Genomic DNA, 22,443 nt, shown 5'->3' on the forward strand with positions numbered 1-22,443 from the left:
CTTATTTTGAGAAGTGAAATTAAACTTATTTTAAACTTAAAAACCAATCATATTTTTTATTTAAAACAATAATTTCAATTTTTTTCCATTAATTTGTTATTAAATAGATATAAAATGAAGTAAACTTAAAGTAAATGGCAACATATTTGCCAATTCAATTCTGTTTATGTCACAACATTCAAAAAAAATTATCCTTATGAGAAAAAAATGTTTTAGAGTCCTTTTTCAACTTTCAATATTAATTGTTTTTAGTAATGCTTGGAGTCAAGAAAATAAAGTTGATAGTGCGGCGGTTGTAAAGCTGGTTTCAAAGTACAATTATAACGATGCTTTTGGCCCCTTGTTTTATCTAAATAATGGAACAACAACTCGATCAGCAAGTGGTGCACCTGGTCATGAATATTGGCAAAATAAAGCAGATTATAAATTAACTGCCAAACTGAATGAAAAAACGAATGAAATTATAGGTACAAGTGTTGTTACTTATACCAATAATAGTAATGACAAAATGGGTTTCGTTTGGATGCATTTGGATCAAAATTTATTCAAATCGGATTCTCGTGGAAATGCTCTTATTCCTTTAAATGGAAGCCGTAATGGAGCTAGAGGCGAAGTTTTTGATGGTGGTCATAAAATTAAATCGGTAAAAGTCATTACTACTTCAAAAGGGAAGTCAATAGAGAAAGAAGCTAAATTTAGTATTACGGATACCAGAATGCAAGTGTTTTTGGATGATGATTTAAAAGCAAAAGGAGGAGTTGTAAAAATAAAAATTGATTTTTCTTATATTTCACCAAAAGAAGGTTCGGATAGAACAGGGGTTTTGGATACTAAAAACGGAAAAATATTTACAATTGCACAATGGTATCCACGTATGTGTGTGTATGATGACTTGAGAGGTTGGAATACCAATCCCTATTTGGGAGCATCGGAGTTTTACTTGGAATATGGTGACTTTGATGTGAATATTACAGTGCCTTCTAATCATATCGTAGTTTGTTCAGGAGAATTATTAAATCCTACAGCAGTGTACACAACAGCAGAGCAAAAACGTATTGCTCAAGCCAAACAAAGCGAAAAAACAGTTATGATTCGTTCTGCTGAAGAAGTGACAGCAAACGCATTAAAATCAGAGACATTAAGCGAAAAAACATGGCATTTTAAAATTAAAAATGCGCGTGATCTTTCTTGGGCTTCCTCTGCAGCATTTATCATGGACGGAGCAAGGATTAACTTACCAAGTGGAAAAAAATCCTTAGCATTATCAGTTTATCCTGTTGAAAGTGCTGGAGAAAAAGCATGGGGACGTGCTACAGAATATACCAAAACATCGATTGAAAATTATTCCAAAAGATGGTTTGAATATCCTTATCCGGTTGCTACCAATGTGGCGGGAAATGAAGGAGGAATGGAATATCCTGGAATTGTTTTTTGCAGTTGGGAATCCAAAGGAGAAGATTTATGGGGAGTAACAGATCATGAGTTTGGTCATGGTTGGTTTCCTATGATTGTGGGTTCAAACGAACGACTATTTGGTTGGATGGACGAAGGATTCAATACTTTTATCAATTCATTAAGCTCTGTTGATTTTAATAATGGAGAATATAAAAGTAAAGTGACCGATATGCATCAAAATGCAGAATATTTTACGGATCCAAAAACGGAACCTATTATGAGTTCTCCTGATAACATGAAGGAAAGAAATATAGGTTTGTTGTGTTATTTTAAGCCAAGTTCAGGATTGATTATTTTGAGAGAACAAGTATTGGGGCCAGAGCGTTTTGATTTGGCTTTTAGAACTTACGTAGAGCGTTGGGCATTTAAACATCCTGCTCCAGATGACTTTTTTAGAACTATTGAAAATGTTTCTGGTGAAGATTTAAGTTGGTTTTGGAGAGGTTGGATTGTTAATAACTGGCGTTTGGATCAAGGAGTAAATTCTGTTAAATATATTAAAAATGATCCTAGCAAAGGAGCTGTAATTTCGATTGAAAACTTTGAAAAAATGGCTATGCCAGTAGTTTTAGACATAAAAACGAAAAGCGGTAAAGTCACTCGTGTAAAATTACCAGTTGAAGTATGGCAGCGTAATGTTGAATGGTCATTTAAAGTGAATACCACCGAAGAAATTTTAACGGTAACTTTAGATCCAGATCATGCATTTCCAGATGTGAACGAAAAAAATAATATTTGGAAATCGGGTACAGGAGTTGTAGAAAAAGATATTATTTTAGATGGTTATTTGGGTAAATTTTCTACCAAAGCGGCTCCTTTAAAAATTGAATTTACGGAGAAAAATAGTGTGCTTTATGCAGAAATCACCGATTATCCAAAATTTGGACTTACACCAAGCGGTAAAGATGCTTTTGAATCTAAGGAGGCTGGAGTTTCTTTTCAATTTAATGAAGCCAAAAATGGATTTGATATGCTAATTGGTACAGACCAAAAAATTCCTTTTACAAGAGATTAAAAAATTTTTTTATAGTAAAAAAAGACTTGCAGATTTATATTCTGCAAGTCTTTTTTTTTTAATACCAACCTCGATAAAGTTACATAATAGTAGAATAGGATTTCCAATTTGAGAAGGGTTATGGGGAAATTTTAAATATTTCATTTATTTAGAATAGTATTTTTCTATTATCGAATCTGGATTTAATCCTATCTGGTGTTTTTTCTTCTGAAGTCTAAATTATGTTTGAGTACTCTTTTCATGCATTCATGTATTGTCAAAATTTTTTCAACGCAAGCGATAGGGTTAAATATTCAATTAAAATTTCCCATCATTATTAAAAAATTAAATTAAAAATATATCCCGAGATTATCATTCCAATTCCAATTGTAGTAAAAAAAGCTATAATCAACTTTTTTTTCATTACTTTTTTAAGAAGCAAAGCTTCTGGTAGTGATAAACCAATGGCGCCCATCATAAAAGCAATTCCTGTTCCCAACGGCACTCCTTTGGATACTAACGATTCTAAAACAGGTAATACGCCAACGGCATCAATATACAAAGGAATGGCTGCTACTACTGCTATTGGTACAGCAAAAGGAATCGATTTTGAAAGATAACTTTCAAAAAATGATTGAGGTACATATCCATGGATAAAGGAACCAATGGCTATTCCTATGAAAATATAAACTATTAATTTTTTTATGGTTTGAATCGCTTCCGAGTTAATTTCAGGAAGTCGTTCCAGAAATGTTCTGGTATCTTTGTACACCGATTGATTAATTGTATCCGGTGTTTTTAACCAATCAGCTACATGATGAGCCATTCCTAATTTTTCTAGCAAGATTCCTCCAATTACACCAAGTAAAATTCCTGTTATGATATAAATTACGGCTACTTTCCAGCCGTAAGTCACCCAAAAAAGCGTTATAGCAATTTCATTGACCAAAGGGGAAGTGATTAAAAATGAGAGTGTTATTCCTAAAGGGATTTTTGCTTTTAGCATTCCTACAAACAAAGGAATGGAGGAACATGAGCAAAACGGAGTTATGGCACCCAAACTAGATGCTGCAAGATTACCTAAGCCTGTTTTTTTATTTTTTTCTAAAAAATAACGAACTTTATCTATTGGCAAATAATTGGTTATAATTCCCATTATATAAGTAACAAATACTATTAAGATAAAAATTTCGATAAAAGTAATAATGAAATAATGTAAAGCAGCACTTAATTTTTCAGTACTGCTTATTTCTAAACATTCATAAACCAAATAATCGGCTAAATAGGTGAGGATGTTTGTTAAAGTTTCCATTTAAATTGTTTTAAAGGATGGAAATTAACTGTTCATCTGTTTTTATTTTTTTGTAATCATAGACTTTGCCATTTACAACTAAAGAAGGAAAAGTTAAAGTTTCAAAAACCATTGTATCTTGTAAATCAAACAGTTCCGTAATGGTTATGTCAAGCTTGTTTTTTTGTGCAATTGTAATTAATTGCTCTCTAATTGATGATTTTGCTCCGCAACAAGACGAATGTAAAATTTTGATTTCTGTGCTCATAATTGTGTTTTTTAGAATAAACGTTATTATGTAGACTTTAAATCGAATCAAAAGACACATTTTTTTTAAGAAAAATCATTTTTCGAATTCAATGGTGCAATTATTTAGATGATTTTGAAGTGTGTCACAATTTTTTTTAATAATACAATTGATAAAATTGCCTTGAGAATCATATTCGATATCACAACATTCAATGAAAAGATCTTTCAATTTGATTCTTGCTCTTTGAATTCTCATTTTTGTAGCCGAATGGGTTAAGTTGAGTCGTTTTGCGATTTCTATTTGTGGAATTTTGTCAATATCACTCCAATGTAAAGGTTCAGAATATTTTTTAGGAAGTAATTGAATCATCGGTATTATATGATCAAATACCGATAATTCAAATTCTTTAGATTCTGGATTGGTTAAAGAAGTGGCAATTTTTTCCGAATCTACTATTATATTATTACTGTTGAAATAGTCGTGAATTGTATTTCTGGTTACCTGAAATAACCAAGCTTTAACATTTTTAATAGCTTTGTTTTTTTGATGAGATTCAACAAGCTTCATCATAACATCTTGAACAATGTCTTCGGCAATAGTGCTATTTTGAACTTTTTTATAGATAAAGTTTTTTAAAAAAATATAAAATTCATTTACTACTTCATTGATATTGCAGCATTCTTTTTTCATATTTTTAAAAATTTATTTTACATTAAAAGGAAATTCTTATTCAGGAATCTGTTGACTCAAACAATGCAACGTTCCAAATCCCCAAATAAAATCGATAGCACTGATACCGATTACTTCTCTATCAGGAAAACATTCTGCCAATATGTTCAGGGCCACTCTGTCATTAGAATCATTAAAAGTAGGAACCAATACACAATTATTCAAAATCAAGAAATTCGCATAACTAGCTGGTAATCGTAATCCATCAAAATCAATGCGTTTCGGCATTGGCAATGCTACAATTATGGGTGATTTCCCATCTTCTAGTTTGGCATTTTGCAATCTTTTTAAATTGTCTTGTAATGGTTTGTAATTGTTGTCATTGGGATCCAATTCCACAATTGTTACAATGGTATCTTCATTTATAAATCGGCATAGATCGTCGATGTGTCCGTGGGTATCATCACCTTCAATTCCGTCTCCTAGCCAAATCACATTCGTAACTCCCAAATATTCTTTGAAAACAGCTTCGTAATCCTCTTTTGTGAAACCTGGATTACGTACCTGAATATCAGGATGCATCAAGCATTCTTCGGAGGTTAACAAAGTACCACGTCCGTTTACATCAATGGCGCCACCTTCAACAATTACGGGTTTTCCTTTGTACATCACTTGAGTAACTGGAATGTTTAAAGCTTCGCCTACTTTGTTTGGAACGTGTTTGTCTAGATTGATGTTTTTGTATTTGGCCCAGCCGTTAAAATTAAAATTTAGTGCTTCTCTTTCAGTACCATTTTTTACAATAATCGGACCAGAATCGCGCATCCAACTGCGATTGGTTTTATGAACTATAAAAGACACATTTTCAAAATGAACATGCGCTTCTTCTAAAAGTATGGCTACTTTTTCTTTTTGATTTTCATCGGCAACAACCAAAAAAACAGTTTCAAAATTGGCTATTTTCTTGATGAATTCCACAAATGCCCATTGAACGGCTTCGAATTTTCCAGGCCAATCTTTTCCATTATGCGGAAAACACAATAAAATCCCTTGTTGTTTTTCCCATTCTGCGGGAAAACGTCTCTTTAGTGTAGTCATAGTATTTGAAAATTGTAATGTTTGCAAAGATAAACAAACAGTATAATTAATAAATAATTCTGATGATTTCATTTTGGTCTAGAATATGATTTGATACATAAAACCAAGATATTTTTTGTTAAAGATTTTATAATAGTATCATAATATGCTTTGTTTTATTGAAAATTATTTTTGCACAAACTAAAACAAACAAAATGATAAAGAAAAGTGTAGCTGTACTTGCAGTGTTATTTTTAATTGTAGGATGTCAAAACAACAATGATTCTAATGAAACTCCTGAGCTGGTCGTAAGCGAAAATCCTTCCACTTTCAAAGAAATAGGAACATTGACTATTGGAGGAACTGGAGCTGCAGAAATAAGTGCTTATGATGAAATTTCCAAAAAATTATTTACAGTTAACAATAGCAGTGCCAATAAAATAGACGTGATAGACCTTTCGGATCCGTCGAAACCAGTTTTGCTTGCCAGTATTGATTTGGTTCCTTATAATGGAGCTGCCAATAGTGTTTCGACTTTTAATGGGAAATTGGCAGTAGCTTTAGAATCCAAAACAAACAAACAAGAATCGGGTAAAGTTGTAGTTTTTGAAATGTCAAATTATGCTTTAGTTAAAGAAATTGCTGTAGGTGCATTACCCGACATGATTACCTATTCGCAAGATGGTAAATTCATAATGACGGCTAATGAAGGGGAACCAAATGATACTTATTCTGAAGATCCCGATGGATCAGTTTCTATTATTGATGTTGCTTCTGGTTATGCAGTCACTACTTTGAGTTTTGAAGGTTTTAGTGGTCAATTAGCGGATTTAAAAACCAAAGGATTCAGAATAGCAAGTCCAACCAATAATTTTGCTGCCGATATCGAACCAGAATATGTAACTATTTCAGCCGATTCAAAAACGGCTTGGGTTACTTTACAAGAAAATAATGGAGTAGCCAAAATTGATTTAGCAACAAAGAAAATGGTACAAATTTTTCCTTTAGGATATAAAGAGTATAGTTTGGCCGAAAATGCGATTGATATTAGTGATAAAGATGGGGCTGTTGCTTTTAATCCATGGAAACTAAAAGGAATGTTTCAACCCGATGCCATCAGCAATTTTGAAGTGAATAATGTTCAATATATTGTTACCGCAAATGAAGGAGATGCCCGTGATTATTCCGCTTTTGTTGATGTTAAAAGAATTAATAATGCTGCGGTAGTATTAGACCCGACTATTTTTCCAAATGCTGCGGCGCTAAAAGCGGATGCAAGTATGGGAAGATTGAATATCAATACCAAAATGGGAGATACTGATGGAGATGGCGATTTTGATGAGTTAGTTGGATTTGGAGCTCGTTCATTTTCAATTTGGAATGGACTTACAGGGCAATTGGTTTTTGACAGTAAAAACGAATTGGACAAAAAAGCGCAAGAGTTTGGTGTTTATGATGATGGAAGAAGTGATGACAAAGGGGTAGAACCAGAAGCGGTTTACGTAACTAAAATGGGAGATAAACAGATTCTTTTTGTCGGATTAGAAAGAGCTGATGCTTTTATGGTGTATGATGTGAGTAATCCAATAGCTCCAAAATATTTGCAAACCATAAAAACAGGAGATGCTCCAGAAGGTTTATTGTTTATTCCGGCTTCCAAAAGTCCAAACAAAAGAAGTTTGGTTGTTGTAAGCAGCGAAGGAGATGGAACTGTCAAAATATTTCAACCCGATTTGAATTAGTGATAATTGTTGAATAAAGAGGTACTAAGACGCTAAGGTCTAAAAGATGATTATCTGAATATTTAGTTAACTAGTGCCTTTTATTTTATTCCTTATTCGATTGAAATAAAAAAAATCTACCAAAAGTAATGAAATACTCTTGGTAGATTTTTTATTTATAGTTGTTTGTTAAAACAATTAGTCGATTGCACGTTTGGTAATATCTCCAAAGGCATCGATTCTTCTGTCTCTAAAAAATGGCCAGTTCTGACGCACATTTTCTTGTAAATCTAAGTCTACTTCGGCGATTAGAATTTCTTCTTTATCGTGTGAGGCTTGTGCCAAAATTTCGCCTTGTGGTCCCGCAATAAACGATGATCCCCAAAACTGAATTCCAGCTGTTCCTTCAATATATTGTTCCAAACCAATTCTATTAGCAGCTGCTACATATACACCATTGGCGACAGCGTGCCCTTTCATTACGCTCATCCAAGCACCGTGTTGGTTTTCGCCATATTGCTCTTTTTCTTGTGGATGCCAACCAATTGCTGTTGGATAAAATAAAACTTCAGCACCTTGTAAAGCCGTTAATCGAGCAGCTTCCGGATACCATTGATCCCAACAAATTAAAGTTCCAATTTTACCTTTTTGAGTTGGAATCGTTTTAAAACCTAAATCCCCTGGAGTAAAATAGAATTTTTCATAGAAATGAGGATCGTCCGGAATGTGCATTTTGCGATACAATCCAGCTTCAGACCCGTCAGTGTCGATGATGTAAGCACTGTTGTGGTAAATTCCAGCCATTCTTTTTTCGAAGAAAGGTACAATAATTACAACGCCCAATTCTTTGGCCAAAGCGCTAAAAGCGATAAACGAAGTGCTGTACAATGGTTCTGCCAAAGCAAAATTATCCACATCTTCACTTTGACAAAAATAATGACTGCTGTATAATTCCGGTAACGAAATCACTTCAGCTCCTTGATTGGCAGCATCGCGAACCCAACTCATGCATTTTTTAAGGTTGTTTTCTGCAACATCGTTAAGGTTCAATTGAATGACCGCTATTTTGTACTTTTTCTTTGACATGGTAAAAAAATTAGACTACAAAAATAGTTATTTTTATAAAGAGTTGGTGTAATGACTTTTGGATTTTTTGAATCTCCAGTTGAATTGTTTGATTTAAAGACTAGTTTGTGCTAAAAAAAACTGACCCTAATTAATCTTGTTTTGTATTGAATTGTATAACCCAATTTCAATCCCATTAAAGAGTAATTTTATGTAAAATTGAATGAGCCAATTGTTTTAAAAAAGTGCTTTTATATATTTTTATAAACTGATTTTTTCCAGATAGGCAGATTTACTCCTTTGAAAATAAGCCATAGACTAAATGATAATTCGGCAATTAGGCAGGGCATTAGCAATACAATACTTGAAAGTTGTGGCACTAAGAGAAGTGCAAAACTATTTGTAAGGTAACATATTCCAGCAATTGACATTAGAACTCCAATAGTTTTAGGGAAATAATTGGATTTAAAAAGGAGATACCCTTCGATAAGACACACAAAACCAAAAAAGATTAACCCAATTCCAAAACCAAAATCATGTAGTTTAATGGAAAGATAAGATAAACTGTGCAGTTGGTCAGGGCTAAATGATTTTAAGTAGTCAGCATCGGCTAGGAAGAACAATGCGGCCAAAAGATTTAATTTGTTGGCCACCAAAACAGCGGTTTGTATTAAATTAAAGGATAAGTTGAGTAACGCCAATTTTTCACTTACAGGTCTGAGTAGGTAATACAGAATTATCATTACGGGCAAATCACAAATATGCATAACCAAATCGGCACTAATACCCATTCTCCATAGCAATTCAGATTTCATAATATTGTTTGCAGTGGCGTTTGCATCTCCATAAACGAGTAATTTATTGCGAACCAAAAGTTCTCCAAAAATACCAGCTACTATAATTAATAAATATAGTATTCCAGCAATTCTTGCATAAAGTTGAGGTGAGTCTTCGAATTTTTTGAGAAATAGTTTCATATTTGGCAGTTTAGTTCAAGGTATGACGTTTACTATTTAAAATTGTTACTGGTCTTTCTTATTAATAAAAAGTGCATTATAGTTATGCAACCCTATTCAATGAAAAATTAGAATTTATATGTTTGGGGTATTAATAATCAATTGCAAAAGTTCTTCTGAAAAACTAAATAGGTTGTCTAGCCCCGATGGGAGCAGATATCCTTTTGTCTCGTCCTTTACGAGGCAAAAGATATAGCGTACAGCGGGACAACTGTTGATGCAATTACAAATACTTCTGCTCCCATTAATTAGAAAAAACTCCTTTAAATATTATAATTCAATTAACATCTCGATCTAAATACCATCAGCGTTAATGACTAATTTTGTGTAAACTTAAAAAGAAGATGAAAACCCCAATTCCGATTTCCATACTAGAACTTGCGATAATTACACAGGACAGCAACGCTAGCGAAACGATGCAAAAAACTAAAGAGTTGGCGCAATTGGCCGATAATTTGGGATACAAACGATTCTGGTTGGCCGAACATCACAATATGGCGCACGTTGCGAGTACAGCAACGGTTGTTTTGATTGGGTATATTGCGAGTCAGACGCAACGGATACGAGTGGGATCAGGAGGGATCATGTTGCCGCATCATTCGCCATTGATTATTGCCGAGCAGTTTGGGACTTTGGGACTTTTGTATCCTAATCGAATTGACCTTGGTTTGGGAAGGGCTCCTGGAACCGATTCGCTTACAGCGCAAGCCATCAGAACTGATTTTTTTGAGGAATCACAACGATTTCCAAAAAATGTAAAAGCCTTACAAGATTATTTTTCGGAAGGTAATGCTACCGCAAAAGTGCGCGCTTTTCCAGCTGAAGGTACCAATGTCCCGATTTGGATTTTGGGTTCGAGTATGGATAGTGCCACATTGGCTGCCGCTTATGGGTTGCCGTATGCTTTTGCGGGACATTTTGCACCTCGGCAAATGATTCAAGCTTTTGAGTTTTATCGCGAAAATTTTAAGCCATCGGTCTATTTAGATCAACCCAAAACAATGGCTTGCGTAAATGTTATTGCTGCCGATACGGATCGTGAAGCCGAAGTTTTATCGACGAGTTTGTATCAAATGTTCTTGAATTTAGTTCAAAATAACAGAAAACCGCTGCAACCACCAGTAGCTTCCTTGACTAACCTAATGAATGATATGAGCGAAGAAGCTCGCTTTCATGTCAACCAAATGACGGCTGGTTCCTTTATTGGCAGCAAAGAAACATTGACCAAAGAATTAAAAGATTTTATTAAACATTCTAAGGTTGATGAATTGATGATTACCAGTCCCATCTTTAATCATCAGGATAAATTGAAGAGTTTGCAAATAGTGAAAGAGGTTGTTGATTTGGTGTAGCTATAGCCCACGGTTTCAACCGTGGGGAACGTATATTTGAGAATTATTTTGAATTTTGTTTTCCCCTGAATTGTCTCCAACGGTTGAAACCGTTGGCTATGGTATAATTAAAAAAAGGCTATTGGGCTATTGGATGTAAACTACAACTGAAAACTACAGATCCCTTTTTTTCTGTTCGGATAGAATGCCATTTAAGTAGGATTTTGTTGCTTGTTCAATTTCGTCTGCCGAAATGTTTAATGCTTTGGGGCTTTGAACCAATTGCAACCAAGGTTTTGGTTCACCAAAAGGATATGAACCAAATACAATCACGGGAGTTCCTTTTACAAGTATGGTTTCGTCATCTTTCAATATCCATTGATCAGCCCAATTGTAAAGGTATTTGGCATCCTTTTCTTGAAGTCTCAAGCAAGAATGCGAGGCAGGATAACCCGGCAATTGATATTGATGCCAACCAATCCCTAATTTATTGGCAATGTTAAAATTCCAATACAAATCCCATTCGTCATTGAAAGTACTGGTTGTTTTTTCGGCTTTCCAATTGGTGTAGAAAAGTCCAGTAGGCGTGGGGTCTTTTTTTCGACCCATATTGGTGGGACCAGTGTGAATTAATATGCCATTTTCATAAGTAGCAAAAGTCTGAGTTGGATAAGAGAAATAGATTATTTTGTTAACGCTTTTCAAATACGGAACTTCTAAAGGAAACGGAAGATAAAATTCCAAATCTCCTGTAAAATCTGCAGGGATAATGATAGAATCCATTTTGGAGATATTGGTTTTGTCAGTTCGATTAACAGCAAGTATGATGTCAAGTTTGACATTATCAGTGTTCTTTGCCAACCATTCTTTTGATTTTTCGAAGTGAAAAGTGATGTTTTTGGGTTGCTTACGAACCAGTGTTTTTTTGTTGTCCATATTATTTTGATTCTGATGTTTACACGAACAGATAAAAACATAAAGGATTATTGCGATAAGAGCTGTCTTTTGCATTGCTAATTTTTTTATTGTAAAAATGAAGAATCTAACGAAGGCGACTGTTATATAATTATGGAAATTAGTTGTGTTATTATTTTACCAATTTTATTTTATTGAATTCAATAGTTGTAGTTTTGCATTCTAAATATTTTAAATAAATCAATGAAAATTTTATATACCTATATCAAAGAACACAAGCAATTATTATTTTTAGCCTTATTTTTAGCCGCAATTAATCAATGTTTCTCTTTGTGCGATTCCATTATAATTGGTAAATTATTGAACCAATGCGGTGTTGGAGTTGCCAATTTCAATCATAATTTTCCAAATTTCACCAAAGCGGTTATAGGCTGGTTGGCGCTGTCATTAGGCGCTGCAATGATGTCCAGAATAGCCAAGAACTTTCAGGATTATTTTACCAATATCATTATTCAGCGTACAGGTGCCAAAATGTACACAGACGGGATTCAAAAAGCGCTGGAGTTGCCTTTTCAGGATTTTGAAGACCAACGAAGCGGTGAAACGTTAGGGAAACTTCAGAAAGTAAAAATAGATTGCGAAAAATTCATCACGTTATCTGTTTCATTGGTTTTTCAATCCCTTATCGGAATCACATTTGTCGTGGTTTACGCTATTTCTATCGATTGGTTGTTAGGGCCTATCTTTTTGGCAACCGTTCCTGTTATCGCTTTTATCAGTTCATTTTTGGGAAAAAAAATCAAAAAAGTTTCCAGAGAAATTTTAGGTGAAACCACTGCTTTGGCGGGTGCAACCACCGAATCATTGCGTAATATTGAATTGGTAAAAAGCTTAGGTTTAACGGAGCAGGAAGTGAATCGTCTAAACAGTACTACTATAAAAATATTAGGATTGGAGTTGAAAAAGGTGCGCTTTATTCGTTCGTTAAGTTTCATACAAGGTACAACGGTTCATTTTATGAGAACGGCCTTGGTTTTTGCTTTGTATATGTTTATTTTTAAAGGAGTTATTAAACCAGGTGATTTGATTACGCTGATGTTTTTCTCTTTCTTTTTGTTCAATCCATTGCAGGAATTGGGGAATGTTATTGCGACTTATAACGAAACAAAAGCCTCGATGGATAATTTTGGTAATCTGATGAATGCCAAAAGCGAAGAGAAACCTTTGTTCCCAAAAACAATTGGTTTTATCAATAATTTGAGGTTTTCAAATATTTCATTCAAGCATCAAACTGCCACTTCTTACGCTGTCAAAGACATTTCTTTTGAGGCCAAAGCGGGCGAAACTATTGCTTTTGTTGGACCATCGGGAAGCGGAAAAACGACTTTAGTCAAAATGTTAGTTGGATTGTACACACCAGAGGAAGGCGCTATTTTTTACAACGATATCAACGCCAAAGAAATTGATTTAACCGAATTACGCCAGCAATTGGGTTTTGTGACTCAAGATGCGCAATTGTTTTCTGGAACCATAAAAGATAATTTACTGTTTGTAAAACCCAATGCAACCGACGAAGAAATAAATGATGTCTTGCAAAAATCGGCTTGTCAAAATTTATTGGAGCGCGCCGAAAAAGGATTGGACACGACTATTGGCGAAGGCGGTATAAAAGTATCTGGTGGAGAGAAACAACGATTATCGATTGCAAGAGCCTTGTTGAGAAACCCGAGATTATTGTTGTTTGACGAAGCGACATCTGCATTAGATTCCATCACCGAAGAAGAAATTACGCAAACCATTCGAAGCATATCTTCCAAACAAGACCAAATTACGGTATTGATTGCGCATCGTTTGTCAACCATTATGCACGCAGACCGAATTTATGTATTAGAGCAAGGAAATATTATCGAACAAGGAAAACACCAAGATTTATTGGATGAAAAAGGCCTGTATTACGCCATGTGGAGACAACAAATTGGGGAGAGAAAAATAGTTTAAGTCTCAGTTTTGGAGCAGAAATATTTGGTATTTTTGGCAGCATGGGTCCCGCTATTCGTTGCAATCTTCCGATGAAAAATCGGAAGGATTTCCACTTCTATCGGGGCTAAAAGCGAATATTTTGCATTTTTGCCGTCATTCCAAAGAAAAAAATAAAAGCCAAATCCAATAATTATTCGATATTGGGTCTGGCTTTTTTTTTGCCATTTCCTCCAAGAGTTTCGCGGGAATTGGTCTGCATTTGCAATTTTTTTCGTGTTCCAAATGCCATTGGATTCTTTGTTCTAAAGTTGTATTTTTAGGCATATTGTTGTTTAAATGCCATTCGCGATTGATTTTCATATCTAATTACTTTTGTATTGATGATTATGGCTATCGGCTTATTTAAGACTAGTAAATTCATCTAGTTGTAGATTAATATTTTCAATCACTTCATTCATCTTATAACATTCATTTTTGAATATAAAACCTAAATTGTAATTTATATTTTCTTCCTGAATTTGATATTCTAAATTAAGTTTTGAAAATTCCTTAGTTTGAAACTTTTTGTACCATTGGTCAAATAGCCTTTTTCTATAATCTTGTTTCAAATCCATACTGTCACAGACATAATGTAGTATTGAATTTGGATGGCTTTTGAAATAATTACAAATAATGGTTGTAATTGTAATTTCAATTTTATCGTCTTTGTAAAATTTTTGATTATCCATTTCCCAAAAATCTACTGAATATAAATTTTGAAAATAGGCATTGCCAAAATCCATTTTTCTGAATGCTATAAAATAGTTTAGACCGTGTTTAGTCGTAAATGAAAAAAGAGGATCAACGCCCTCTTTTAGAATATATTCATACATAAAGCTTCTACTTTATTTTGTCTTTTTTACTGTTTTTTCCATAACAACCTTACGGTACTCTTCTTTCAGAGTAACCATTTTTTTCAAAACAGCAGTTGTTTTTGAATTTGGTTTTAATGTGATTGTTTTTTCCATGATTGTTTTAATTTAAAGTACAAATATAATAAATGTTTTTATTGTTTGTAAGCTATTTTAATTCATTGTTTTATAATGGGTTATGAGCAAGTAATTGGCGCATATAAAATTATTCTGTTTCCTTTACTTTTTTCCAAACATCTTTTTGAAGAGATTTATAATTCCCAAAACAGCAAAGCCAACTATAAGTCCAATACTGAATTCTTTTACAATGGAAGGCAATTGAGGTAGTATATGATGTAAAAAATCAATATTGTGTACAAATATGCCACCAGCTACTAATAGCAAAGCAATGGTACCAATAATAGCTAGACTTTTAATGACTTTTGGTAGTGCTTGAACCAGAATATTACCAATAGTTTTGGATACGCTACGTTCTTTGGAACTCAGCCCGATAAGTTTAAAACCTACTTCATCCATTCGTACAATAACAGCAACAATACCGTAAACACCAACAGTTGCAATTATTGCAATTATAGAAACAACAACAACTTGAGATAAAATTGGTTTTCCAATTACGGTGCCGAGCGCAATGATTACAATCTCTACCGATAAAATAAAATCGGTTACTATAGCTGATTTTATTTTTTCTTTTTCTAAAGTCAAAATTTCTTCTTCGGTAAAAGTTTTTATTGTGATTTCGTTAGTTGAATGAGCATGGGGAAATAGATATTCATATATTTTTTCGGCACCTTCATACGCTAAATACAGTCCTCCAAGGACCAGAATTATTATAATTGCCAAAGGGAAAAAGGCACTTAGCAGAAAGGCAATGGGTAAAATAATTAGTTTATTGATGAACGAACCTTTTGCAATTGCCCATAATACTGGGAGTTCTCTGGATGAAACAAAACCAGAAGCCTTTTCGGCATTTACGGCCAAATCATCACCCAAAATACCAGCTGTTTTTTTTGCTGCAATTTTGCTCATTACAGCAACATCATCCATAATTGCTGCGATATCATCTAATAGTGCGAAAAAACCTGATGCCATTTTGATTTGTTTTAGGAATAGAGTCGATTTTAGTATTGTTTAGCCAATATTGAATCTATGAATTTTTTTATTAATGCTAATCTACTGCTTTTTGATTGAATCTAATTATGAAATTAATGTTTGAAGACACTAAATTTCTCGCTTAGCCCCGATGGGAGGGAAAATCCTTTTGAAAACTTTGTCAAAGTTTTGGACTTTGACAAAGTTTGCAAAAGATTGGAAGGACAGCGGGAGTGAAGTCGATGAAAAAACGAAAACTTTTGCTCCTTAAATAAAACATTTGCCTTTCAACCAGTGTTTTCCTTGTGATTATTTGTTAAAAATAACATTCTCTTGTTCCAAAACTCGAATAAAGGTGGTTCTCTTGGTCAATTCTTTTAATTTGGAAGCGCCCACATACGTGCAGGTGCTCCTGATGCCTCCAAGGATGTCTTTTAAGGTAATGATGACGTCTCCTTTGAAAGGTACCTGAACCGTTTTTCCTTCGCTGGCTCGGTATTCGGCGACACCACCAACGTGTTTGTTCATGGCAGTTTCCGAACTCATTCCGTAGAATTTTTTATATTTTTCACCTTCCATTTCGACCAATTCACCACCGCTTTCGGTATGACCAGCCAGCATTCCGCCCAACATCACAAAATCGGCACCAGCACCAAAGGCTTTGGCAACATCACCAGGAGTGACACATCCGCCATCGCTGATGATGTGTCCTCCTAAACCATGCGCGGCATCGGCACATTCGATTATGGCCGAAAGTTGGGGATAGCCCACACCCGTTTTAACTCTTGTGGTACAAACCGAGCCAGGACCGATTCCTACTTTGACAATATCGGCACCGGCCAAAAGCAATTCTTCGACCATTTCGCCGGTAACGACATTTCCGGCAATAATTACTTTATCGGGATATTGTTCGCGTGCTTTTTTGAGGAAACTCACAAAATGTTCCGAATAGCCGTTGGCCACATCGATGCAAATGAATTTTAGCTGTGGATTGTGTTCAAATATTTCGCCTATTTTCTTGAAATCATTTTTTCCGGTTCCAGAACTCACCGCAATATAATTGGAAATGTTCTCGGGTGCATTTTTCATGAATTCATTCCATTGCTCTAGGGAATAATGTTTATGAATGGCTGTAAAAAGGTTTTCTTTGGCCAATGCCAATGCCATTTCAAAAGTACCAACTGTATCCATGTTTGCTCCCATGATAGGAACTCCTGACCAAGTTGAGGTACTGTGTAAAAATTTAAATTCCCTCTCCAAAGAAACCTGAGATCGACTCTTTAAAGTAGAGCGTTTGGGTCTAATCATTACATCTTTAAATCCTAATTTAAGTTCGGTTTCTATTCTCATGATTTTGAAATATGGTTACCTAACAAATGTATTGTTTTATTGAAAAAACTCCGATAAATAGGCGTTAAATATTTATGGTTTTTTCAAGGATTATTTAGATTATAGAGGTGTTTTTTGGTTTTTATGATTATTGAAAAAATGCTTGATAAGATTACTGCCAATTGTTTTAATCGTTTCTGAATGTTTTGAAACCAAATTAGCTATGGCAAATTGCGCTAGTGTTCCAACTACGCTCTTGATTGCATTGTGAGATCCATCTACCAAGAGTTTTTTAGAAATGAATCCGGTACTTAATCCAATTGCATTACTTACTAAATCATTTTGTATTTCGGGTGAAGTAGTTACTTCGTGAAATACGGTTTTAAAAAGGTTGAAGGGTTTTAAACTTTCAAGAGTAATGTGAAATTGTTCTCTTAGGAGATTCAATTCAGTTTCACATTGTTTTTGTTGTTGAATTATTAATTCATTCAATGAATCCGTTTCGTTTCTGTTTTTCATACTATTTTCTCTTTGAGTAATTTTTTAATAATAGCATTGCTTACAGGATATTTTAAGCATTGGTTCCGAAAAAGGTGAAGAAATATTGCTAGGAATAAATAGAAAGCTCCTACAGTAAAATAACCATAAAATGCCTCCCCAAGAAGTTTTCCTATCCATAATGCGACTCCAATGCTGCTCAATAAAACTGAAAATACAACGGTCATAATAACCACAAGTCTTGAAACTAGAGATGATGCAATATCGGCCGTTTTATCTATGGTATTTAGTCTAAACAATTTTAGGCTAGTTTTGCTATACTCTTCTGCTTGTTCAAAAAGTGTTGTTATAGGCGTTGTATTTTTAGTCATATTAAATTTTTTCTGGTTAATAATTTGAAACAATATGATTGGTATTTTTTTTTGCTTCATCAAATTCTGCTTTCGTATCTTCTGTCAACTCTTGTGCAAATTCTTTTGCATTTTGAAGTTTTTCTGAAATAGAATCAGCAATCTCATTGTATTTTGATTTTAAATCATCTGCATAATCACTTCCTTTGTCCATGATTTGTTTACGTGTTACAGACCCTTTATCGGGTGCAAAAAGAATTCCTAAAATTCCACCTATGGCAAGACCTGCCACAGTTCCTAATACTACTTTACTTGTGCTCATAATTATTATATTAAATTGTTTTTTTGTTTGAATATTACTTGTTTTAGTACAAAATAGGTACAAATTTTTTTCTTTGTGTTTATTGATATAAAACAATTTATCCACTGTAAAGGTGAGGTTCTTAAAGGGATTTTCTTTTATACTATTTTTATGAAAAGTTGCATGATTTACAGATTGCAAATGAGTTATGTAGGTTTAATGATACACATTTTTAGTGTCTTTGTACCTAAATATGTATGCCTTGAAGCATATTTTTAAATTCTACTTGTTAATTACGTAGTTTCATATTGACAAAAAAAATAACCTCAAATTTTTAAAAAGTAAAATCACATGAAAACAACAAAAAAGTTATTATTATTAATTGGATTAATCACGTTTTGTGGTTGCAAAAACGATTCAAAAACAAAAGTAGAAACAGTTGATTATTCTAGCACCACTGTTTCCGATTGTATAGCACCGGCAAGTTGGTTTGTTACGGTAAATAATACCCGAAAAACGCCTGCACCTAATGAAGGTCCAACAAGTGTATTTGCAAATAATGCAACGGTAAGCAATTGCGATTTTCATCAATGGTCATGGCAAAAGTTTCTATGGCTAACCAATGAGGTAAATGGACGACCACAGTTTATGGATAGTTTGATACAAGTGTCTTCATCTGGTCAAAAATTAGATCAGAATAAAGGGATTATTTTGACAGATACGGCTCAGGCTAGTTCTACAACGGATATTTTAACAACACCAAATTATGTATCAGGTGTTCCACCATCCACTACCGTTTATTATTCAATATTTATGGACAAACTGCTGTATGCTACAATGTTAAAATATGGACCAATAGCCAAAAAAGATCCTTCCTCTTTAAAGGATATAACCTTTCCTGTAGGTGCATTAGAACTTAAAACCTCTTGGATAAATGCAAGCGTTCTTAAGGATACAACCTCTTATTATATTACTAATGGTCTAATTAATGGGGTAAAAACTAGAGTGGCGCTTTTGGGAATGCACGTGGTGGGTGTTGTAGAGAATCACCCTGAATTTGTATGGGCTACTTTTGAACATGAAAATCTTGCTCCTGCGTATGATTGGGCTAAAGCTACTCCAACAACTGATGCAGCAGTAACTAGCACGGTTGATTATCCTTTTTTTAACAAAAGTACTACAGCTACCGTTAAGAACATCACTTCTGGAAATGGTGTTTATACCGATGTTTTTTCTGTTTATAAATATGGGGTTCCTGTTGAAAAAGCAATGAAAGGATCTTTTAATGTTCAGCTTTTCATGGAAACAAGTCAAAATGGTTCAGAGAACTTTAGTAATATTCGTACAATTAATGAAAGTGTAAAGAAACAACTGAAAGGGGTTTGGAACAACTATTTCTATAATGGTTCGCTATGGATCAATACCGAAGGATATGTCGGAACTAAATCTCAAGCAGCCTTATTGGACTCGTTGAGTTACAAGCTTTCGAAATCTGAACCTGGAAAATTAGCCAGAGGTTCTGTTGCAGCATATAATATTACTATGGAAACGTATGTTCAGGTAGGATTTGGAAAACCATCTTCTATACATGGAACTACAGTGGGTAATCTCGTGAATTGCTTCTCTTGCCACAACACATCTTCCGAAAACACAGTTTCGCCACTTTTTATTAGTCATGTATTTACGGGTTATGTACAAAGTTTGAATGGATTGAACAAAAAGGAAATCAAACAACAACATGTTAATGAAATCAATAAACAATATCTGTTGCGTTTGAAAGGAATTTAAAGCAATTGAATTAAGCCTTTATTTTTTCTAAATTCTGGTTTAAATTCAAAACACAAAACCACAGCAAAAGTCTGTGGTTTTTTTGTGCTTTGTATTTATTAGGCTATTTTCTAATTTCAAAAGCTTTGCTTGCAGAATAGTATTGTTTTGTAAAAGTATTTGTAAACTCAAAAGCTTTATCTGATAAAATAAAAAAGCAACCCTTTATGAGTTGCTTTACATATATTCTGAAACCATCTGGTTTATGTTTTCAATAACGAAAATAAGTTTAAACCATAGAATTAAAAACCGAATTATTGTTTCAAAATGGATTCTATGTTACAAACGATGTTTCTAATTAGATTTCTTTGGTCATTCGCTCAAGTGATAATTTATAGATCACGGCAAAAACACCGTCTTTCATGAATTCATTAAGTTTTGGTTTAAATTCTTCAGCCATTTCGGTAATTGCAATCATCTTTTTATTGTTTTCACGATTTTCTGGTTCCGTTTTTCGAACCCTAATTACTTCAATGAATTCATCCATCCATTTTTCATGGAGAATAATAAATTCTTTTTGTTCGCTAGTTAATTTTTTGATCTCAGTTTGATCCAAATGGGATGCAAAACTGCTAGGACTGATTAATGTTGCTCCTGTTGTCAAACCTAGGAATTTGAAAAAATTTCTTCTATTGGATTTTGAATCTAGCATATGAAATGATTTTTAATGAATAAAATAAACATAAAGATATACTGTTTCTATGACAAATAGATGAAATTGTTAAAAATAATTTTTAAAATATTGAGCAACAGTACAATTAAGAACAGCTAAAAGCAGATTATCTCGATTTATAAAAAGGCAACAATCTATTGAAAAAAAATAGATAGGGTACACTTTGCGGACTGTAATATAAAACTTTATAATCTGAGATTACAAAATCTGAATTAAATCCAAAGGATGATTTACTACTTGTTTTGCACCATTTTCAATCAATTCTTCTTTTGGTCGATAGCCCCAAGAAACGCCCACTGCAAACATATTGGCATTAGTGGCCGTTTGCATATCAATACCAGAATCACCTACGAAAATTATTTCTTCTGGTTTTAGTCCCATGCTTTTGCTTATTACCAAAGCTTCGGTGGGATTGGGTTTTTTGAGTGATTCAGTGGTTAATCCCACTGCAGAATCAAAATAGTTAGGAAACAAAGCAGCCGTGATTTTCTTGGTTAGTTCGTCCGATTTATTAGAGAACACGCCCATTTTCATATTATTCGAAATTAAATAATTCAATAATTCGATTATTCCTTCATACGATGTTGTTTTATGAGTACAAGCATCACGGTATTCTTCAATCATTAAACGGTAACAGCTCTCAATACTTTTTTCATCCTTATGTGTTGTTGGTAGTGATTTGCTAACCAAATTACGTAAACCACTACCAATGAAATATTGATAAGCATCATAACTATGAGTAGGGTAGTTGAGGTCTTGAAGCACGCTATTCATAGCATCTGCAATGTCTTCCAATGAATTTACTAATGTTCCGTCTAAGTCAAAAATAACTCCTTTAAACTTCATTTTTTGTTTTTTAATTTATAGAAAGAAGAGCCATTTCAATTCTTGTTTGGGGAATTTCTCAAAGTTACGGATATTGATTATCTTCTTGGAAAGTAAAGCAAGTTTAATCCCGTTTTGTTTTATATAGTTTCAATTACATTCTCTAGAGATCTTCTGGTTTTTGGTGTTACTTCGATTCGGTTAAAATCATCTTCGGAACCATAACCTACCGCCATTGCAAAAAGTGGTTTGTATGTTGACATTTGGAGAATATCGTGGTATTTATCCGTTTCTATACCTTCCATCGCAGTTGAATCAAGGCCAAGTGCTGCACTAGCCGTCAAACCAACCCCCAATGCAATATATACTTGTTTGGAAAACCATGTCTTCAAATCAGCTTCTGGCATATTGGCTTTAATTTGATTGTACCAGTCCTTTCTAGCTTGTGGAAATTCCTTGTCGACCACTTTTTGAAAAGCATCCAAATCATCCACAACACTAAACACCACTAATAGTTTGGCTTGATTTATTTTTTCTTCATTGTGCATGGAAACGGAAGCTAATTTTGCTTTAATTTCTGGATTTTGGACAAATGTAAATTTCCAAGGTTGGATATTTATTGAAGAAGGAGTGAGTCGCAAAATGGCTTTCAAATCCTCAATTTTTTCTTGTGGTATTTCTTTGTCAGCGTTGTATTTCTTTGCGGTATATCTTTTTTGTATTAATTCTAAAATATTCATGGCTGTATTTTTTTGTTGATTTCTATAGTAGTTATTACAGTTACAAAGTTAACCTAATACATTGGTAGTACGTACATTTTTAAAAATAGAAATAACCAAAATTGACAGAACAATTGGAATGATCAAGGATTGTAAA

At 33.8% G+C, this 22,443-nt stretch carries 22 protein-coding genes; 5 read left to right on the top strand and 17 right to left on the bottom strand.

The features are described from left to right. Positions 1 to 196 precede the first annotated feature (196 nt). Positions 197 to 2,470, top strand: a complete 2,274-nt coding sequence (locus OYT91_RS03125; RefSeq protein WP_281239468.1) for a M1 family metallopeptidase — start codon at positions 197 to 199, stop codon at positions 2,468 to 2,470. Between the two features lie 316 nt (positions 2,471 to 2,786). Here the strand turns inward: OYT91_RS03125 and OYT91_RS03130 are convergent, their stop codons facing one another. The 4 genes from OYT91_RS03130 to OYT91_RS03145 form a co-directional block, all read right to left on the bottom strand. After that, on the bottom strand, positions 2,787 to 3,761 hold the full coding sequence (locus OYT91_RS03130) for a permease (RefSeq protein ID WP_281239469.1): 975 nt from the start codon (positions 3,759 to 3,761) through the stop codon (positions 2,787 to 2,789). Positions 3,762 to 3,771: 10 nt separating this feature from the next. After that, positions 3,772 to 4,008, bottom strand: a complete 237-nt coding sequence (locus tag OYT91_RS03135; protein ID WP_281239470.1) for a thioredoxin family protein — start codon at positions 4,006 to 4,008, stop codon at positions 3,772 to 3,774. Between the two features lie 75 nt (positions 4,009 to 4,083). Next, positions 4,084 to 4,680, bottom strand: a complete 597-nt coding sequence (locus OYT91_RS03140) for a sigma-70 family RNA polymerase sigma factor (protein WP_281239471.1) — start codon at positions 4,678 to 4,680, stop codon at positions 4,084 to 4,086. A 36-nt stretch (positions 4,681 to 4,716) separates the two neighbouring features. Then, positions 4,717 to 5,757, bottom strand: coding sequence for an agmatine deiminase family protein (locus tag OYT91_RS03145; RefSeq protein ID WP_281240359.1), 1,041 nt, complete (start codon positions 5,755 to 5,757; stop codon positions 4,717 to 4,719). A 194-nt stretch (positions 5,758 to 5,951) separates the two neighbouring features. On the opposite strand from OYT91_RS03145, the gene OYT91_RS03150 reads away from it, so the two are divergent. Then, entirely contained in the window at positions 5,952 to 7,478 is a 1,527-nt protein-coding gene (locus OYT91_RS03150) for a choice-of-anchor I family protein (RefSeq protein WP_281239472.1), read from the top strand. A 177-nt stretch (positions 7,479 to 7,655) separates the two neighbouring features. Here the strand turns inward: OYT91_RS03150 and OYT91_RS03155 are convergent, their stop codons facing one another. Both OYT91_RS03155 and OYT91_RS03160 read right to left on the bottom strand, forming a co-directional pair. Further along, positions 7,656 to 8,543 (bottom strand): carbon-nitrogen hydrolase, encoded by an 888-nt coding sequence (locus OYT91_RS03155; protein ID WP_281239473.1) that lies wholly within the window; start codon positions 8,541 to 8,543, stop codon positions 7,656 to 7,658. Between the two features lie 230 nt (positions 8,544 to 8,773). Further along, positions 8,774 to 9,499, bottom strand: coding sequence for a DUF4386 domain-containing protein (locus tag OYT91_RS03160; protein ID WP_281239474.1), 726 nt, complete (start codon positions 9,497 to 9,499; stop codon positions 8,774 to 8,776). A 383-nt stretch (positions 9,500 to 9,882) separates the two neighbouring features. Between OYT91_RS03160 and OYT91_RS03165 the strand changes: the two genes are divergently transcribed. Continuing rightward, entirely contained in the window at positions 9,883 to 10,890 is a 1,008-nt protein-coding gene (locus OYT91_RS03165) for an LLM class flavin-dependent oxidoreductase (RefSeq protein ID WP_281239475.1), read from the top strand. 153 nt (positions 10,891 to 11,043) lie between these two features. Here the strand turns inward: OYT91_RS03165 and OYT91_RS03170 are convergent, their stop codons facing one another. Continuing rightward, complete coding sequence (locus OYT91_RS03170) at positions 11,044 to 11,880, bottom strand: L,D-transpeptidase (protein ID WP_281239476.1); 837 nt, start codon at positions 11,878 to 11,880, stop codon at positions 11,044 to 11,046. A gap of 147 nt (positions 11,881 to 12,027) precedes the next feature. Here OYT91_RS03170 and OYT91_RS03175 point away from each other — a divergent pair, with 147 nt between their 5' ends. After that, positions 12,028 to 13,782: an ABC transporter ATP-binding protein gene (locus tag OYT91_RS03175; RefSeq protein WP_281239477.1), complete on the top strand. Its 1,755-nt coding sequence runs from the start codon at positions 12,028 to 12,030 to the stop codon at positions 13,780 to 13,782. Positions 13,783 to 14,162: 380 nt separating this feature from the next. On the opposite strand, the gene OYT91_RS03180 is transcribed toward OYT91_RS03175, so the two are convergent. The 7 genes from OYT91_RS03180 to OYT91_RS03210 all read right to left on the bottom strand — a co-directional run bounded on the left by OYT91_RS03180 (position 14,163) and on the right by OYT91_RS03210 (position 18,263). Then, positions 14,163 to 14,636, bottom strand: coding sequence for a DUF6169 family protein (locus OYT91_RS03180; RefSeq protein ID WP_281239478.1), 474 nt, complete (start codon positions 14,634 to 14,636; stop codon positions 14,163 to 14,165). A 12-nt stretch (positions 14,637 to 14,648) separates the two neighbouring features. Then, complete coding sequence (locus tag OYT91_RS03185) at positions 14,649 to 14,771, bottom strand: hypothetical protein (protein ID WP_255557953.1); 123 nt, start codon at positions 14,769 to 14,771, stop codon at positions 14,649 to 14,651. Between the two features lie 123 nt (positions 14,772 to 14,894). Continuing rightward, positions 14,895 to 15,764 (bottom strand): DUF808 domain-containing protein, encoded by an 870-nt coding sequence (locus OYT91_RS03190; RefSeq protein ID WP_281239479.1) that lies wholly within the window; start codon positions 15,762 to 15,764, stop codon positions 14,895 to 14,897. A 309-nt stretch (positions 15,765 to 16,073) separates the two neighbouring features. Then, positions 16,074 to 17,114 carry a GMP reductase gene (locus OYT91_RS03195; RefSeq protein ID WP_281239480.1) on the bottom strand — a complete coding sequence of 347 codons (1,041 nt, stop codon included), beginning with the start codon at positions 17,112 to 17,114 and terminating at the stop codon, positions 16,074 to 16,076. Between the two features lie 99 nt (positions 17,115 to 17,213). Continuing rightward, positions 17,214 to 17,612, bottom strand: coding sequence for a hypothetical protein (locus OYT91_RS03200; protein ID WP_281239481.1), 399 nt, complete (start codon positions 17,610 to 17,612; stop codon positions 17,214 to 17,216). After that, entirely contained in the window at positions 17,609 to 17,962 is a 354-nt protein-coding gene (locus tag OYT91_RS03205) for a hypothetical protein (protein ID WP_281239482.1), read from the bottom strand. Before OYT91_RS03205 ends, OYT91_RS03200 begins: the two co-directional genes overlap by 4 nt. Positions 17,963 to 17,978: 16 nt before the next feature. After that, positions 17,979 to 18,263: a YtxH domain-containing protein gene (locus OYT91_RS03210; RefSeq protein WP_281239483.1), complete on the bottom strand. Its 285-nt coding sequence runs from the start codon at positions 18,261 to 18,263 to the stop codon at positions 17,979 to 17,981. A gap of 330 nt (positions 18,264 to 18,593) precedes the next feature. On the opposite strand from OYT91_RS03210, the gene OYT91_RS03215 reads away from it, so the two are divergent. Beyond that, complete coding sequence (locus OYT91_RS03215) at positions 18,594 to 20,030, top strand: hypothetical protein (protein WP_281239484.1); 1,437 nt, start codon at positions 18,594 to 18,596, stop codon at positions 20,028 to 20,030. Positions 20,031 to 20,367: 337 nt separating this feature from the next. Here OYT91_RS03215 and OYT91_RS03220 read toward each other — a convergent pair whose 3' ends face one another. The 3 genes from OYT91_RS03220 to OYT91_RS03230 all read right to left on the bottom strand — a co-directional run bounded on the left by OYT91_RS03220 (position 20,368) and on the right by OYT91_RS03230 (position 22,307). Then, a complete protein-coding gene (locus OYT91_RS03220; RefSeq protein WP_281239485.1) occupies positions 20,368 to 20,721 on the bottom strand; it encodes a hypothetical protein in 354 nt (117 codons plus the stop codon). A gap of 219 nt (positions 20,722 to 20,940) precedes the next feature. Next, positions 20,941 to 21,588 (bottom strand): HAD family hydrolase, encoded by a 648-nt coding sequence (locus OYT91_RS03225; protein WP_281239486.1) that lies wholly within the window; start codon positions 21,586 to 21,588, stop codon positions 20,941 to 20,943. A 119-nt stretch (positions 21,589 to 21,707) separates the two neighbouring features. Then, positions 21,708 to 22,307 carry a nitroreductase family protein gene (locus OYT91_RS03230; protein ID WP_269223062.1) on the bottom strand — a complete coding sequence of 200 codons (600 nt, stop codon included), beginning with the start codon at positions 22,305 to 22,307 and terminating at the stop codon, positions 21,708 to 21,710. Positions 22,308 to 22,443 lie beyond the last annotated feature (136 nt).

The organism is Flavobacterium praedii (assembly GCF_026810365.1).
In the GTDB taxonomy this organism is placed as follows: Bacteria; Bacteroidota; Bacteroidia; order Flavobacteriales; family Flavobacteriaceae; genus Flavobacterium; species Flavobacterium praedii.